The organism is Arthrobacter sp. 1088, assembly GCF_031455315.1.
Lineage (GTDB): Bacteria > Actinomycetota > Actinomycetes > Actinomycetales > Micrococcaceae > Arthrobacter.
Genome location: NZ_JAVDSM010000006.1, coordinates 231,438 through 246,712 on the forward strand (window position 1 = coordinate 231,438; position 15,275 = coordinate 246,712).

The 15,275-nt window shown below is 63.1% G+C and carries 15 protein-coding genes; 10 read left to right on the forward strand and 5 right to left on the reverse strand.

All coding sequences use genetic code 11. The annotated features are described in order from the left end of the window. Positions 1-122 precede the first annotated feature (122 nt). The gene (locus J2Y41_RS11640) at positions 123-980 is read left to right on the forward strand and encodes a prephenate dehydratase (RefSeq protein ID WP_224089247.1); all 858 of its coding nucleotides are present in this window, start codon (positions 123-125) and stop codon (positions 978-980) included. A 3-nt stretch (positions 981-983) separates the two neighbouring features. Here the strand turns inward: J2Y41_RS11640 and J2Y41_RS11645 are convergent, their stop codons facing one another. The 4 genes from J2Y41_RS11645 to J2Y41_RS11660 all read right to left on the reverse strand — a co-directional run bounded on the left by J2Y41_RS11645 (position 984) and on the right by J2Y41_RS11660 (position 4,670). Further along, complete coding sequence (locus J2Y41_RS11645) at positions 984-2,357, reverse strand: FAD-dependent oxidoreductase (RefSeq protein ID WP_309928670.1); 1,374 nt, start codon at positions 2,355-2,357, stop codon at positions 984-986. Between the two features lie 26 nt (positions 2,358-2,383). Beyond that, positions 2,384-3,361 (reverse strand): thioredoxin-disulfide reductase, encoded by a 978-nt coding sequence (gene trxB, locus J2Y41_RS11650; protein ID WP_309928671.1) that lies wholly within the window; start codon positions 3,359-3,361, stop codon positions 2,384-2,386. A gap of 40 nt (positions 3,362-3,401) precedes the next feature. Continuing rightward, positions 3,402-3,824, reverse strand: coding sequence for an arsenate reductase ArsC (locus J2Y41_RS11655; protein WP_309928558.1), 423 nt, complete (start codon positions 3,822-3,824; stop codon positions 3,402-3,404). A gap of 171 nt (positions 3,825-3,995) precedes the next feature. Then, a complete protein-coding gene (locus J2Y41_RS11660; RefSeq protein ID WP_309928559.1) occupies positions 3,996-4,670 on the reverse strand; it encodes a metalloregulator ArsR/SmtB family transcription factor in 675 nt (224 codons plus the stop codon). Positions 4,671-4,715: 45 nt separating this feature from the next. Between J2Y41_RS11660 and J2Y41_RS11665 the strand changes: the two genes are divergently transcribed. The 4 genes from J2Y41_RS11665 to J2Y41_RS11680 all read left to right on the forward strand — a co-directional run bounded on the left by J2Y41_RS11665 (position 4,716) and on the right by J2Y41_RS11680 (position 8,860). Then, a complete protein-coding gene (locus J2Y41_RS11665; protein ID WP_309928560.1) occupies positions 4,716-5,456 on the forward strand; it encodes an MIP/aquaporin family protein in 741 nt (246 codons plus the stop codon). 102 nt (positions 5,457-5,558) lie between these two features. Next, positions 5,559-5,906 carry a metalloregulator ArsR/SmtB family transcription factor gene (locus J2Y41_RS11670; RefSeq protein ID WP_224089258.1) on the forward strand — a complete coding sequence of 116 codons (348 nt, stop codon included), beginning with the start codon at positions 5,559-5,561 and terminating at the stop codon, positions 5,904-5,906. A 131-nt stretch (positions 5,907-6,037) separates the two neighbouring features. Next, a complete protein-coding gene (locus tag J2Y41_RS11675; protein ID WP_309928561.1) occupies positions 6,038-6,520 on the forward strand; it encodes an N-acetyltransferase family protein in 483 nt (160 codons plus the stop codon). Positions 6,521-6,556: 36 nt separating this feature from the next. Continuing rightward, positions 6,557-8,860: a PEP/pyruvate-binding domain-containing protein gene (locus tag J2Y41_RS11680; RefSeq protein WP_309928563.1), complete on the forward strand. Its 2,304-nt coding sequence runs from the start codon at positions 6,557-6,559 to the stop codon at positions 8,858-8,860. A gap of 4 nt (positions 8,861-8,864) precedes the next feature. Here the strand turns inward: J2Y41_RS11680 and J2Y41_RS11685 are convergent, their stop codons facing one another. Further along, on the reverse strand, positions 8,865-11,036 hold the full coding sequence (locus J2Y41_RS11685) for an MMPL family transporter (RefSeq protein WP_309928564.1): 2,172 nt from the start codon (positions 11,034-11,036) through the stop codon (positions 8,865-8,867). A gap of 165 nt (positions 11,037-11,201) precedes the next feature. Between J2Y41_RS11685 and J2Y41_RS11690 the strand changes: the two genes are divergently transcribed. The 5 genes from J2Y41_RS11690 (at position 11,202) to J2Y41_RS11710 (ending at position 15,273) form a co-directional block, all read left to right on the forward strand. Beyond that, on the forward strand, positions 11,202-11,726 hold the full coding sequence (locus J2Y41_RS11690; RefSeq protein ID WP_309928565.1) for a MarR family transcriptional regulator: 525 nt from the start codon (positions 11,202-11,204) through the stop codon (positions 11,724-11,726). A gap of 29 nt (positions 11,727-11,755) precedes the next feature. Further along, positions 11,756-12,571: a class I SAM-dependent methyltransferase gene (locus J2Y41_RS11695; protein ID WP_309928566.1), complete on the forward strand. Its 816-nt coding sequence runs from the start codon at positions 11,756-11,758 to the stop codon at positions 12,569-12,571. Positions 12,572-12,689: 118 nt separating this feature from the next. Beyond that, on the forward strand, positions 12,690-13,049 hold the full coding sequence (locus J2Y41_RS11700) for a YciI family protein (RefSeq protein ID WP_309928567.1): 360 nt from the start codon (positions 12,690-12,692) through the stop codon (positions 13,047-13,049). A gap of 1 nt (position 13,050) precedes the next feature. Continuing rightward, complete coding sequence (locus tag J2Y41_RS11705; RefSeq protein ID WP_309928568.1) at positions 13,051-14,271, forward strand: DUF6596 domain-containing protein; 1,221 nt, start codon at positions 13,051-13,053, stop codon at positions 14,269-14,271. Between the two features lie 18 nt (positions 14,272-14,289). After that, positions 14,290-15,273, forward strand: coding sequence for an aldo/keto reductase (locus J2Y41_RS11710; RefSeq protein WP_309928569.1), 984 nt, complete (start codon positions 14,290-14,292; stop codon positions 15,271-15,273). The last annotated feature ends 2 nt before the right edge of the window (positions 15,274-15,275 follow it).

Genomic DNA, 15,275 nt, shown 5'->3' on the forward strand with positions numbered 1-15,275 from the left:
TGAGTCGCAGCAGTGCGCGTTTTGACCCCTCAAAACGCGCTCTGCTGCGACTCAGTTGGGTTGCCGGTCACAGGATGGACCCGGTTGGGTTGCTGGGGGATCCGCGTGAAACCATGAGCACCATGTCCCAGAAGATTGCGTATCAAGGTGAGCCGGGAGCCAACTCGGATCTCGCGTGCAAGGAAATGTTCCCCGACCTCGAAAGCGTGCCCTGCGCAAGCTTTGAAGACGCCTTTGAACTGGTGTCCACCGGTGAAGTGGACCTCGCCATGATCCCGATCGAGAACTCCATCGCCGGACGTGTGGCTGACATTCACGCACTGCTCCCCCAGTCCAAGCTGCAAATCGTGGGCGAGTATTTCCTGCCCATCCGGTTTGACCTCTTGGGCATTCCGGGCAGCACCATCGAAGGCGCAACGGAGGTTCACAGCCATATCCACGCTTTGGGCCAGTGCCGCAAGATCATCCGGGAAGCCGGCCTCAAGCCGGTTATCGCCGGCGACACGGCAGGATCAGCGAGGGAAGTGCGCGACTGGAACGATCCCCGCAAGCTTTCCCTCGCTCCTCCACTGGCCGCGGGCTTGTATGGTCTGGAAGTGCTGGCCTCCGGCGTCGAGGATGACCCCACCAACACCACGCGCTTTGTGGTTCTGGCCCGGGAACGCGAAATCCCCACCAAGGAGGAGCTCCCGGGTCCCGCGATCACGAGCTTCGTCTTCCGTGTTCGCAACGTCCCCTCAGCGCTCTACAAAGCGCTGGGCGGTTTTGCGACCAACGGCCTGAACATGACCAGGCTTGAGAGTTACATGGTGGGTAACGAGTTCGCGGCCACCATGTTCCTCTCCGACGTCGAAGGGCACCCTGCGGACGCGCGTCTCCGCCGGGCGCTGGAGGAGCTGGAATTCTTCACAACGGAGGTGCGGATCCTGGGCGTCTATGCCGCCGATGGCTATCGGCAACGGAACACCGTCAACGCCTAGCGGCTAAACCCCCGAACGGCCGTGCGCGAGCCCGGTCGGGAAGCCGATGAAAGCTGGTTCCGGTGAAGTACAGCAGCCCGACTCCGCTTCTTCATTGATGACCGTCGAGGGAACATCGCAGCTGGTCCCGGCGTCTGTGGAGCAGACTCCCGTTTCCGGCAATTCCAGCTGTACCAAATCCGCTGCCTCGTGGTCACCGGCCAGTGCAGCAGCGACGGAACGGACCTGCTCATAGCCTGTGGCCAGCAGGAAGGTTGGAGCACGGCCATAGGACTTCATTCCCACGATGTAGAAGTCTTTCTCTGGATGTGCCAGCAGCTTGGCACCATGTGGAGGGACAGTGCCGCAGGAGTGGAATTCGGGGTCAATCAGTGGACCGAGCTCCGTGGGTGCCTCAACGGCAGGATCGAGGTTGAGACGGAGTTCGCGCAGGATCTCCAGGTCCGGGCGGAAGCCGGTGCACGGAACGATGACATCGACGTCCAGCGTGCGTCCGTCAACGGATTCAACGCTCACTCCGGAATCGAGCGATTTCAGGCCAGCTATGCCGAAACGTGTGTGCAGTTCTATGCTTCCCGCTTCGACGAGCCGACGAAGCCTGGCGCCGAGCTGGCCCCGCGCGGGCAATCCGTCCGCGGCTCCGCCACCGTAGACCTTCTCTGCAGAGCCGCCTCGCACGGCCCACAGGATCCGCGTGTTGGGTTCGTCCTTGGAGAGGTCGGCCAAATTGATCAGGGTGTTCGCAGCCGAGTGTCCAGCGCCCACGACGAGGACGCGACGGCCGGCAAAGCTGGTCCTGTCCCGCCCAGTGACATCAGGAAGGGGCGAGGATATGCGGTCCGCCGCTGTCTCTTCGCCAACGGCGGGCAAGCCTGAGGTGCCCAGTGGGTTGCGGGTTGACCATGTTCCTGAGGCATCGATGACGGCAGCCACAACATGATCACGGGTTTCGCCGTCCGCGTGCTCCACCCTGACCAGGAAAGGGGTGGTGTCCCGGTCACGGACGTGGGTCTTGTCCAGTCCCAGACGGGTAACGGCGATAACGCGGGCGCCCGTCTGCAAGCGGGAAGCCATGACCGGCATGGCTGCCAGCGGAGTGAGGTAGTTGTCGATGAGCTCCCCGCCGTAAGGCAGGGCCGTGGGGCGGGGAGATTCCCAGCCTGATTGTTCCAGGAGGCGGACGGCGGCGGCATCGATGTTGAAACGCCAGGGCGAGAAGAGCCGGATGTGGCGCCATTGTTCGATGGCCGCACCGGCGGAGGGTCCAGCTTCAAAGATGACCGGTTCGAGGCCACGTTCGATCAAGTGCGCTGCTGCGGCCAATCCGACCGGGCCGGCACCGATTATTGCGACGGGAAGGTTCTTCGCTGTCTCCATGGTGTCCTCTTTCATCCTTGGGATCCTCAGGCGTGGGTGGGTTCTTCCACCAGTGCCGTGGCTATGCTGTCTGCGTCCTCAAGTGCCGCCAGAAATCGTTCAGCATCCAGCGCTGCAGCGCACCCCGTGCCGGCGGCGGTGATCGCCTGGCGGTACCGGTGATCCACGGCATCGCCACATGCGAAGACCCCGGAGAGATTGGTGCAGGTGGTGGGCGAATCGACTTTGATGTAACCCTCGGCGTCGAGGTCCACCTGCCCGGCGACAAGCTCGGTGCGGGGCAAATGACCAATGGCAACGAAGATCCCTGTTGCAGGCTGTTCGCGGGTTTCTCCAGTGCGGGTATCCGTCAGAGTCACTCCGGTAACTTTGGTGTCGCCGTGGATCCTGGTGACGGCGGAGTTCCAGGCGAAGCTGATCTTGGGATTGTCCTTGGCCCGCTGGGCCATGATGCGCGAGGCACGGAGTTCACCCTTGCGGACCACAACAGTCACGGACTTGCCGAAGCGTGTCAGGAAGGTTGCTTCTTCCATGGCAGAGTCTCCACCGCCAACCACAATGATGTCCTGTTCCCGAAAGAAGAAACCATCGCATGTGGCGCACCAGGACACGCCGTGTCCGCTGAGCTTTTTCTCTTCCGGCAGTCCGAGTTCCTTATAGGCCGAACCAGTAGCGAGGATGACGGCGGGCGCCTCATGCGTCTCCCCCGCGCCGGTGACCACTCGTTTGAGGTGAGCTTTCAGATCGACTTCCGTGACGTCGTCGAACACTATGCGGGCGCCGAACTTCTCGGCCTGCTCCTGGAGTCCGTCCATCAACTCAGGGCCCTGGATACCGCCCGGGAAGCCGGGGAAGTTTTCGACCTCGGTGGTGTTCATCAAAGCGCCACCCGCAGTAACCGAGCCTGCCAGGACGAGCGGCTTAAGCCCTGCCCGGGCCGCATAGATGGCCGCGGTGTAGCCCGCCGGGCCCGAGCCGATGATAATCAGTTGTTCGGCGCTGATGTCATTACTCACGGGAATCTCTCCTATGCCGGAAGCCGGATTACTTGGACGCAGGGATGAGGGAATCGATCAGGCCCTCGATGCGGGTCTTTATTTCATCCCGAATAGGCCGTACCGCGTCAACACCCTGGCCAGCTGGATCTTCCAGGACCCAGTCTTCATACCGCTTGCCGGGGAAGTATGGGCATTCGTCACCACAGCCCATGGTGATGACGACGTCGGATTCCTTGACGGCTTCGGTGGTGAGTACCTTCGGGGTTTCGGCGGACATGTCGATGCCCAGTTCGGCCATGGCCTCGACGGCGGCGGGGTTGACCTTGTCGGCCGGCTGGGAACCGGCGGAGCGGACCTCGATCTCCCCCTTGGCGAGAGTGCTTAGGAACGCGGCCGCCATCTGGGATCGGCCGGCATTGTGGACGCAGACAAAGAGGACGGAGGGCTTCTTGGCGGTCTCGGTGCTCACGGGTTTTCTCCTGGAAGTGTTGTGCGAACGAGTGTGTGGTGTGGAGATATGCGCCCTAACCGTAAAGCTCTGAAAATCGTATCGATCACAGGATATTGATGAAGATCGATACACAGAAGTATCGGGCGGTATATCGATGATTGTCAATATTTGATTTTGAGGAGCACGTTTCTAAGCGGCAACGACGCGCGCAGCGAGCCCAGTGACGCGGTGGGCAATATCCTCGAAGGCTGCATCGAAGGCCGCCGGAGTATCCACCCGCAAGGGATCGGCAACAGACCAGTGGATCCCACCGAGGCCGACCAACTCCTCATGGGCGTTGTCGCAGACGGTCACGATGAAGTCGGCTTCATCCGCCACTTCGTCAAGAGCGCGGGGAGCGACGTCGGGCAGATCCAGGCCATGTCGCCGGGCCGCCTCGACAGCCCCCGCGGCGATACTGTCCGCGGGGTGCGTTCCAGCCGAGGCCGAAGGTATCGCGCTGGCCTGTCGCCAAAGGGCAGAGGCCAGTTGGGAGCGGGCACTGTTGCGCGTGCAGACGAACAAGACGCGGCGTGCGTCGTGGGCGATGCCGGGCACAAGACCCTCGAAAGCGTCCCTGGCAAGGCGGAAGTAGCTGCGGCGCCTGTCCGCCTCCGAGCGGTGGCGCTTTGCCAAGCCTGCTTCCTCGAGGGTGCGCAGGTGGTGGGAGAGCAGGTTGGACGGCATACCCAATTCAGCCTGCAATTCCGTCGGCGAAAAGTCCCCGAGGGTTAGCAGGTCGACTATGCGCAGGCGCGCTGGATCAGCGAGGGCGGCATGCCTTGCGACCCTTGCCTGAAAAACCTCAACTGCTTCAATATTCATTGGTTCAATTTTGACTGAGTTAATTCTTTGCGTCAAGCTGTTCCCATGACTTCACCCCAGCCACCCCTGTGGCGCCGCGCTATTGCCGAACTGCTAGGCACCTGCCTGCTGGTTGCGGTCGTTGTCGGGTCCGGGATTGCCGCTCAACAGCTATCCCCCGCCGACACCGGCCTGCAGCTGCTGCAAAACAGCACGGCTACAGTTCTCGGAATGACAGTGCTGATCCTGGTGTTCGGGCCGATCAGTGGCGCCCACTTCAACCCCGTAGTGTCCTTGGCGGACTGGTTCCTGGGGCGGCGCAATGGGTCCGGACTGAGCCTTCGGGACCTAGGGGCGTATATACCCACGCAGATCGTGGGAGCGATCTGCGGGAGTGCCCTGGCGAACGCCATGTTTGAGATCGGGACGGACATCTCCAGGAAGGAACGCGCGACGCCAGGGCACCTACTGGCCGAGATCGTTGCCACCGCAGTGCTGATCCTCCTGATTTTCGCTCTCGCCGCCACGAATAGGGGCGTCCTGGCAGCCCCAGCCGTGGGCGCTTACATCGGCGCCGCGTACTGGTTCACATCCTCAACTTCATTTGCCAACCCAGCCGTAACCCTCGGCCGGATTTTCAGCGGCACGTTTGCCGGCATCGCACCGGCATCCGCGCCTCCATTCATCGCCGCGCAGCTGATAGGCGCGGCCTTAGGCGTAGCGCTCCTGCTCCTGCTCTTTCCAGGCGCCGGGCGCTCCGCCAGTGAGGTGGTCATCCCTCATACGGGGGAAGGTGCGGAGCGTTAACGGAGAAGGCCCGGCAGCTCACCGGCGAAGGGCCGCAGCTTAACGGCAAAAGGCGCCACGACCATACATTGATGAATGTCAATGTTGCGGCATAATGGATAGATGACCTCGCTGCCACTCCTCGAACCGGCTACGGACAAGGACTGTTGTCCACCATCAACAGGCTCCCTTGATGCCTATGAGGCCCAGGTCCGCGCCTCCGTGTTTAAGGCACTGGCCGATCCCAACAGGCTTCGCCTGTTGTCCATCGTCAAAAGCGCCGACGGCGGTGAAGCCTGCGTCTGCGATCTCACCGAGCCCCTGGACCTCGGCCAGCCGACAGTCTCACACCACCTGAAGATCCTGGTGGATGCCGGCCTTCTGCACCGCGAAAAGCGGGGCACATGGGCGTACTACTCCTTGGTCCCGGGTGCCATTGAGCGGACTTCCGGCCTGCTGGAGACCCTGTGACAAGCGGGACTTCAGGGACAAGCAGGACTACAGGGACGAGCGAGACTGCTCACACAACGGAGGCTAAAGCCACAACGGAGACTAAAGGGACTACGGCGCCATTGCCCAACAGCGGCGTCCGGATCCGCAAAATGACCCGTTCCGATTGGCCGGTGGTCAGGGAGATCTTCACCGAAGGTATCGAGTCCGGGAACGCCACGTTCGAGCCCGCCGCTCCCGGATGGGAGCAATTCGACGCTACAAGACTCAACGATCACAGGTTGGTCGCCGAAGCAGAAGGCCGGGTCCTCGGTTGGGCCGCCGTGTCCGCCATCTCCTCGCGTGCAGCGTATGCCGGTGTCGTGGAGCATTCCATTTACGTGGCCGGGGAAGCCCGCGGTTTGGGTGTGGGTAAGGCCCTTCTCCGCGCGCTGATCACGTCCACTGAAGAAGCAGGAATCTGGACGATCCAAGCCAGTGTCTTTCCCGAGAATGAAGCGAGCCTCCGGCTTCATCTTGCGGAGGGCTTTACGGTTGTCGGCCGGCGGAATCGAATCGCCAGGATGCCTCTTGGCCCACTCGCGGGGCAGTGGCGCGACACCCTAATGATCGAAAGACGCTCCGCGACTGTCTGAAACCGGAAGTGTCTGCGAAGAGGGAGAGCCATGGCTATGAGCGAGTTTCCGCAGCTTGGCTCTGCGAGCGCAGACCAGACGGTGTTGGGCAGCAAAGCAGCCACTCTTTCCGAGCTCAGGGCAGCGGGTTTCAACGTGCCAGCGGGGTTCGTCGTCACGTCGGAGGTGGTTGGGCAACTCGGCAACAACCTCGCCGGCGCTCTGACAGCTGCTGCCGGCAGGATAGGCCCGGGACCCTACGCTGTCAGGTCCTCTTCCACCGCAGAGGACCTCGCAGGCGCTTCCTATGCTGGTCTCTACGAAAGCTTGCTGAACGTTGAGCGGGATGACCTTGAGCATGCTGTCAGGCAATGTTTGGACGCCGCTACGGAGCATAGAGTTGCAGCGTATGAGGCTGTTCTCGGAGCAGCGGCCCGCGGCGATGCGGCCCGCGGCGATGCGGCAGGCCCTTCCATGGCGGTACTCGTTCAACAGATGGTCCAGCCCCGTGCCGCAGGCGTTGCGTTCACTGCCAACCCGCTGACCGGTGACCACGACGAAACCATTGTCACGGCCGTCGCCGGTCTTGGGGAGCCGCTGGTGTCCGGCGAAGCAGTCGGAGAGCAATGGACAGTCCGCGCCAGCGACGCCACGTGCACCACGGATGGCAGCATCCTCACCTCGGACCAAGCAAGGCAAGTAGCGGCGTTGGCCCGTCGGCTCGACCACCGGGCCGGGGTCCCGCAGGACATCGAGTGGGCTCTGGACCATGACGACGCACTGTTCCTCCTTCAGGCCCGCCCTATGACGGCCCTTCCCACGCCAGCAGTTTGGACAGCTCCGGGCGAAGGCCTGTGGGCGCGGAATTTCAGGCTCGGTGAATGGCTTCCGGATCCCATGACGCCGTTGTTCGAGGACTGGCTTCTTCCCCGGATCGAGACCGGGTATCTCGACGGCATGGAGGACGATATTCAGGTGCGGGTGCCGTTTCGTTATGGCGCCGTCAATGGCTGGTATTACAACGCCCCGCCGATTCCGTCCCCACGGATTGTGGCGCCATTGATAGTTCGAAGCCGTGGTCGTTTGCCGTGGTTCCTTTTCAACGTCCTTTTCCGCGTCTCCAGCAATCCGGCTGCGGCACACCGTGCTGTTCTGAAGGGTCTGGAGCTGAAATGGCGACACCAGCTGCTGCCCGACTATCGGGAACGCGTGCGCAATGCAGAGCAAGAGGTGGACACGGCTTCCCCGGCAAGGCTCATCGAGCTTGTGGATGCCATTGTCAGGCAGGCGGGAATCTACCTGTGGTCATTGGCCGTCGTGGGCGGATCTGCCTGGAAAATGGAAGCGGCCCTGGCCAGGCTCTGGCAAAAGCACCTAGCCGCTCCGCTGAGCGACACGCCGGCAGGACGCCTCGGCCATCAGGCCCTGCTCCGCGGCCTTACGGGCAGCGCAGGACTCACTGGCAGCACAGGCCTAACTGGCAGCACAGGTCTCACCCGCAGCAATGCGACACCATCGGAATCGGCCGTTTACTCCCTCGACTGGTACCACCCGACCTTCGGCGAGGCAGGCATCCGAAGCCCTGAAACGGCTTTAACCATGGCCGGCAAGGAGGCTCTTGACGCACAGCGAAAGGCAGCCGAAGCCGCAGCGAGGGAAGTGCTGCTTGATAGTCCAAGGGTCCTCACCCGCTTTGATTCCCTCGTAACGATGGCCCAGTACTACGCCGCCCTCAGGGAAGAACAATCCCTTTACCTCACTCTTGGATGGCCGGTCTTGCGCCGTTGCGCCAAACGCCTGGGACAAAACCTGGCTGCCGCAGGTGCCATCGAGGACCCGCAGGACATCCATTTCCTCCATCTGGGTGAAGTAATGAACCCTTCGGCGGACTACAGGGAGCTGGTAGGAAGCCGCCGGGCAACCTGGGAGATGCAACGGTGTCTGGACGCACCACTCATCATTGGCGAGCCCGGTAGGTTTGGAGCTGATCCCGTGGCGGGCGCTGTTGACGCAGCCAGGACAAACCACGAGGTTCCCGCGGGTGCGATTGTCGGCCACCCTGCCAGCACTGGACGCGCGACGGGCAGGGTGCGGGTGATGTCAGGCCTGGAGGAATTCGACAGCTTCCTCGATGGCGAGATACTCGTAGCGCGATCCACCGCACCAGCCTGGACGCCCCTTTTCGCTCGAGCCGCCGCCGTGGTCACCGACGGCGGAACCCTTGCCGCCCACGCGTCGCTGGTTGCCCGGGAGTACGGGATACCCGCCGTCGTTGGAACCGGCAACGCGACCCGGCTACTCAAGACGGGCCAGCGAGTCACCGTGGACGGAGGTGCGGGCTACGTCGTCGCGGCCGAATGACGAGCTACCGTCCCACCGCCGCCCGTTCCTCCTCACGGGGACGCGCCATTGCATCAGCTTGTCGGCCGGGCTTGCCTGGCCACCAAATCCGGTGTCCGATGTCGTACGCGAGCGCGGGCACCAACAGTGAGCGGACCAGAATGGTATCCAGCAGCACCCCGAAGGCCACGATGAAGGCCAGCTGCACGAGGAACATGATGGGAATAACTCCGAGGGCGGCGAAGGTAGCAGCCAACACAACACCGGCTGACGTAATCACCCCACCCGTAACGCCCAGGCCACGGAGGATTCCAGGCCGGGTTCCGTGCTTCAACGATTCCTCGCGCACCCTGCTCATGAGGAAGATGTTGTAGTCCACGCCCAAGGCCACCAGGAAAACGAACCCGAAGAGTGGAACCGTGGCATCTGCACCTGGGAAACCGAAAATCCCGTTGAACACCAAGGCTGAGACGCCCATGGCTGCCGCATAGGACAGGACCACGGACAGCACCAGCAGAACAGGCGCCACAACGGAGCGCAGGAGGAGCATCAGGATGAAGAGGATGACCACCAGGACGATGGGGATGATGACCACCAGGTCGCGCTGCGCGGTGATGTTGGTGTCCAGCGCCGTGGCAGTGACCCCGCCAACCAAAGCGCCGGCGTCGACCTCTTTCACGGCCGCACGGAGCGACTTCACAGCTTCTTCGGCCTCGATCGAGTCAGCGGCAGAGTCGAGCGTCGCATTGATCAGCACCTTGCCCTCGCGGACGACGGGATCGGTCGGAGTTCCCGGAGCACCGGTGATGGGCACATTTCCGTCGGCCAGGAGGTAGGCGTCACCCACGCCATCGGCCGCTTTGACCTTGTCCAGCACTTCCTGCGCGGAATCTTCGGAGGCGACCACGACGGCGGGGCTGCCGCTGCCGGCGTCGAAATGCCGCGCCAGCGCGTCCTGGCCGTCCACGGCGTCGGAGGCCGCGAGGATGACGTCCGTTTGGGGGACGCCGTTGGCCTTCAATTGCAGGACGCCTGCCGAAGCCACCAGGAGCAGCAGGACCGAAGCCACCCATACGGCGCGCGGCCGCCGGGAAACCAGCGAAGCAGTTGCCCGCCACAGACCCTTTTGCCCTTCAAGTCCAGTAACCAGCTCGGGTTCGCGTTCGTCGTCGGGCAGGAGCTTGGGGCGGAAGGGCCAGAACGCGGCGCGGCCCAGCAGGGCCATGAGCGCTGGCAGGAGGGTAAGCGCGGCGAAGAGCGAGCAAAGGATTCCGGCAGCTGCCACAGGACCCAGCGCCTTGTTGGAGTTCAGGTCGGAGAAGAGCAGGCAAAGCAGCGCGATGATGACGGTCGCGCCGGACGCAAGGATCGGTTCGAAGGAGGCTTTCCATGCCGTGAGCACTGCCCTCGTACGGTTGGTGGTGTGGGTCAGTGCCTCGCGGAATCGAGCCACATACAGCAGCGCATAGTCGGTGGCCGCACCAATCACCAGGATGGACAGGATTCCCTGGCTCTGGCCATTGAGCTGGATCCAGCCCAGTTTGGCCATCGCGTACACCAGGAGAATGGCCGCGCAGAGCGCAAAGACCGATGTCAGGAGGACTGCCAGAGGCAGGACAAGTGAGCGGTACACGAGCAGCAAAATGACAAACACGGCGCCAAGGGCGACCAGCAGAAGGATGCCGTCGATGCCGCCGAACGCGTTCACCAGATCGGCGGTCAGCCCGGCGGGACCGGTGACGAAGGCGCGGGTCCCGTCCGGAGCGCCCGGTTGAACAACGTCGCGCAGTTCCTGGATTTTGTCGCGCAGCTCATCCGAGGACGCTATTGGCACGATGAACTGGACAGCTTTGCCGTCCTCCGAGGGAAGAGGCCCGACGACGGCGTCACCCAGCTTGAGCGCCTCGATGTCGGCTTTCAGCTGGGCTGCTTCGCCCAGCTGGGCCGGGGTGAAGGCCGTCCCGTTCTCAACGATGACCACGGCAGGGATCTCCTTGGAATCACGGAACTTCGCCTGCCAGTTACCGGCTTCCGTCGCTTCGGCGCCTGCTGGAAGAAACGAAGCCTGGTCATTGGAGGAGACTTCGTCCAGGCGCCCGAACGTTGGGCCGCCAACGCCGGCAATGCCAAGCCAGATGATGACAAGCACCACGGGCACCAACCATCGAAGCCAGAACGGTACCTTCTGCGGGTTCATGGGTCCTTCTTCCGGAAGCTTGAGAGTCTCTTTATTCCACCACAGAATATCTTTATGATGGAAGTATTCCAAGAGTGAACCATTTGCTGATGCCGGATTCCTGTTTGGCGGGGAGTAATATCCGACAGGGCAGTAATCAAGGTTGAACGTAGGCGGGAGGGCAGGATGTCTGAGGCTTCAGGCCCGCACCCCGGCGGCGAACGCCCGGAAATCGCGGCACCCCAGGATTTGGTGCGGCTCCTTCAGGACTTCACCCTGGAAGCCAACCACTATGTTGACGCCGCCGGTGGCCGGAACGACATGCACCGGACGGATCTCAACGCCCTGGCAGTGATCATGCGCCATTCTGCCGCCGGCCGGGTTGTCACGCCGGGCGTCCTCCGAAGTGAACTGCGGCTAAGTTCCCCCGCCACCACGGCGTTGGTTGACCGGCTGCACGCCTCCGGCCACCTCACCCGTGACCGTCTCGGCACCGATCGCCGGCAGGTCCAACTGCACATGACCCCCAAGGCCTACCGGGATGGAAGTGCCATGTTCATGCCGTTGGCCCTCCGCATGGGCAAGGCCATGGGCGCCTACAGCGCTGAAGAGCTGGACATTGTCCGACGCTTCATGACCGATATGATCCAGGCCACCGTAGCGGCCCGCACGGAAACCGCGGAGAAGAGCCCCTCACCGCCTTCCGCCTAAATCCACCGCCGAAGTTGTAGCGTTTCCCTATGAACGCGCACCAGCCTGAAGATGTCTACACCCACGGGCACCACGAGTCGGTTGTCCGGGCCCACGCCTCGCGGACGGCCGAGAATTCGGCCGCGTTTGTCATTCCGCATCTCACCCCGGGGACGTCGGTCCTCGACGTCGGGTGCGGACCGGGCAGCATCACGTGCGACTTCGCGGGGCTGGTTGCGCCCGCACAGGTCATCGGTCTGGACCGCTCGGCGGAGGTCGTCGCCCAGGCAACTGAGCTGGCCAAGGACCGTGGGGTGGACAACGTAGAGTTCCGCACCGGCAATATCTACGATCTCGAGTTTGAGGACGAGTCCTTCGACCTCGTCCACGCCCATCAAGTCCTCCAGCACCTGACTGACCCCGTCGCCGCCCTGCGTGAAATGCGCCGCGTGGCCAAGCCGGGCGCGATCGTGGCCGTACGCGACGCCGATTTCCACGGCATGAGCTGGTACCCGGAGGTTCCCGAGCTCGATGACTGGATGGAGCTCTACCAGAAGATCGCCCGACGCAACGGTGCCGAACCGGATGCCGGCCGTCGGCTGGTCTCTTGGGCGCAGCAGGCAGGCTTTGCCCAAGTGGCACCCAGCAGCAGCAACTGGCTCTACGCGACAGCCCAACAGCGGGCATGGCAGTCCCGTGTGTGGAGCGAACGCGTCCTCCACTCCGCCTTTGCCGAGCAAGCCCTCGAATACGGCTTCGCCAACGAGGCCGATCTCGCCAGGATCGCCGCAGGCTGGCACCGTTGGGGAGCAACGGACGATGGCTACTTCCTCATTCCCAACGGCGAGGTGATCGCCCGGGCCTAGGTTGCGCGTGGCTTCCTGGCCCAAAAAAACTTTGCCGAACCATGTAGAAAAGCGCCCCGCAGTTCCGACCCATGAGTGAAAGCACCCAAACAGGGCGCCACTTCATAAGGAGTTTGAGATGAAATACATGATCATGATGTTCGGATCCGCCGAGGGCATGATGGAAACTGCCGACCCGGAGTGGGTCAAGGAAATGATCGGGTTCATGATCCAGATCGACAAGGACCTGACTCAGTCCGGCGAACTCGTCTTCAACGCCGGACTGGCCGATCCCGGTACAGCCCAGCTGGTCAAGCAGACCCCGGACGGCATCATCACCACCGATGGGCCGTACGCCGAGTCGAAGGAATCGCTGATCGGGTACTGGGTGGTGGATGTGGCCAGCGAGGAACGCGCCGTGGAAATCTGCTCGAGCATCGTCAAGTACTCGCAGGTGGTGGAACTCCGCGCTATCCCGGACGGTCCCCCGGAGGTCTAGTTTGGCCGTTCCCCCACGCGACATCGAGGACCTGCTGCGCACGTTGGCGCCGCAGGTCCTCGGCGTGCTGGCACGCAAGCACGGCCAGTTCGATGCCTGCGAGGATGCCGTCCAGGAGGCCCTCATTGAGGCAGCGGTGCAATGGCCATCCGGGCTGCCAACAAATCCCAAAGGATGGCTGCTGGCTGTCGCATCCCGCCGGCTGGTTGATGTATGGCGCAGTGAAAGCGCGCGCCGTGCCCGGGAGGAACGCGTCGCCGCCATGGAGGTCAGCTTCCAGGACAGCACGGCGTCTGAAGCCGACGACACCCTGACCCTGATGTTCCTGTGCTGCCACCCCTCAATAAGTGCGCCATCGCAGCTCGCCTTGACACTCCGGGCCGTAGGGGGACTCACGACGGCGGAAATCGCCTCTGCTTTCCTCGTCCCCGAGGCGACCATGGGCCAGCGCATCAGCCGTGCGAAACAGGGGATCCAGAAGGCAGGCGCCCGTTTCGACATGCCGCCGGAGTCCGAGCGGAAGGCGAGGCTCGGCGTCGTACTTCACGTCCTGTACCTGATTTTCAACGAAGGCTACGCCGCAAGCTCGGGCGACTCACTGCAGCGCGAAGACCTCACCACCGAAGCGATCCGCTTGGCACGCCTGCTGGTGGGCGTGGCGCCGGACGAGTTGGAGGCCACCGGTTTGCTCGCTCTGATGCTGCTGACGGACTCCCGTCGTGCCGCGCGCACCCTGGCTGACGGAATGCCCGTGCCGCTGTCCGAACAGGACCGGAGTTTATGGAACCGCGGGCAGATAGAGGAAGGCATCGTGCTCCTTTCTTCCGTGCTCGGTCGTGGCGCGGCTGGACCGTACCAACTCCAGGCCGCGATCGCGGCCGTTCATGCCGAGGCGCCCTCTGATGCCGAAACGGACTGGCCCCAGATCCTCGCCTTGTACACGGTCCTTGAAGCCGTGGCGCCAAGTCCCGTGGTGACGCTGAACCGTGCTGTGGCTGTGGCCATGGTGAAGGGGCCAACCGCTGGGCTTGAGCTGCTCGCAGGGCTGGATTCGGCGATCGGTCGCTCACACCGCCTGGATGCTGTGCGGGGCCACCTGCATGAAATGGCAGGCTCTTATGTGGACGCGCGCGCCGCCTACCTCGTGGCCGCCAAAAAGACAGGCAGCCTCCAGGAGCGGCGGTACTTGATGGGCAAAGTGGCGCGAATGGACGAGTCTTGACCCCATATAGTCGAATCCATGGAACAACGCATACTTGGTAAGACCGGCCGGTCGGTGTCCACCGTTGGACTAGGCACGTGGCAACTCGGAGCGGACTGGGGTGACGTCACAGAGGAAGACGCACTTGCCGTCCTGGAGGCCTCGGTCGACGGCGGGGTTACTTTCTTCGACACGGCCGACGTCTACGGCGATGGCCGAAGCGAGCAACTGATCGGACGCTTCCTGCGCGCCAATCCCGGGTTGGACCTGCTGGTTGCCACCAAGATGGGCCGGCGCGTGGACCAGGTGCCCGAAAACTACACGCTCGCCAACTTCCGCGCGTGGACTGACCGTTCCCGGCGGAATCTGCAGCAGGACACCCTGGACCTCGTCCAATTGCATTGCCCGCCCACCGCCGTCTACACGCGGGATGAGGTGTACGACGCCTTGGACACGCTCGTCAGCGAAGGCGTCATCCGCAACTACGGCGTCAGTGTCGAGCGGACCGACGAAGCCCTTGAAGCCATCAACCGCGGGAATACCGCGTCCGTCCAGATCATCCTGAACGCCTTCCGGCTGAAGCCGCTCGATGAAGTTCTCCCGGCAGCAAAGCAGGCCGGAGTCGGCATCATCGCCAGAGTGCCGCTGGCGTCTGGACTGTTGTCTGGAAAGTACACGCCGGAAACCGAGTTCGCGGAGAACGACCACCGCAACTACAACCGCGACGGCTCCTCATTCGACGTCGGCGAGACCTTCTCGGGCGTCGATTTCGCCACCGGCGTTAAGGCCGCACAAGAGTTCAGCGCATTAGTGCCCGACGGCGTCAGCACCGCCCAAGCGGCCCTCGCCTGGGTGATCGCCCAGGACGGTGTCAGCACGGTCATCCCCGGTGCCCGTTCTTCAGCGCAGGCACATGCGAACGCTGAGGCGGGAGCGATGCAGGACGTCGGTTCAGGACTCACCGCCGGGGTCCAGGACATCTATGACCGCTATTTCCGCGAAGCGATCCACCCGCGCTGGTAGCC

Coding starts and splice junctions, on each gene's coding strand:
- J2Y41_RS11640 (WP_224089247.1), top strand. CDS start 123: ATGTCCCAGAAGATTGCGTATCAAGGTGAGCCGGGAGCCAACTCGGAT.
- J2Y41_RS11645 (WP_309928670.1), bottom strand. CDS start 2,357: ATGGAGACAGCGAAGAACCTTCCCGTCGCAATAATCGGTGCCGGCCCG.
- J2Y41_RS11660 (WP_309928559.1), bottom strand. CDS start 4,670: ATGAATATTGAAGCAGTTGAGGTTTTTCAGGCAAGGGTCGCAAGGCAT.
- J2Y41_RS11665 (WP_309928560.1), top strand. CDS start 4,716: ATGACTTCACCCCAGCCACCCCTGTGGCGCCGCGCTATTGCCGAACTG.
- J2Y41_RS11670 (WP_224089258.1), top strand. CDS start 5,559: ATGACCTCGCTGCCACTCCTCGAACCGGCTACGGACAAGGACTGTTGT.
- J2Y41_RS11675 (WP_309928561.1), top strand. CDS start 6,038: ATGACCCGTTCCGATTGGCCGGTGGTCAGGGAGATCTTCACCGAAGGT.
- J2Y41_RS11680 (WP_309928563.1), top strand. CDS start 6,557: ATGAGCGAGTTTCCGCAGCTTGGCTCTGCGAGCGCAGACCAGACGGTG.
- J2Y41_RS11685 (WP_309928564.1), bottom strand. CDS start 11,036: ATGAACCCGCAGAAGGTACCGTTCTGGCTTCGATGGTTGGTGCCCGTG.
- J2Y41_RS11690 (WP_309928565.1), top strand. CDS start 11,202: ATGTCTGAGGCTTCAGGCCCGCACCCCGGCGGCGAACGCCCGGAAATC.
- J2Y41_RS11695 (WP_309928566.1), top strand. CDS start 11,756: ATGAACGCGCACCAGCCTGAAGATGTCTACACCCACGGGCACCACGAG.
- J2Y41_RS11700 (WP_309928567.1), top strand. CDS start 12,690: ATGAAATACATGATCATGATGTTCGGATCCGCCGAGGGCATGATGGAA.
- J2Y41_RS11710 (WP_309928569.1), top strand. CDS start 14,290: ATGGAACAACGCATACTTGGTAAGACCGGCCGGTCGGTGTCCACCGTT.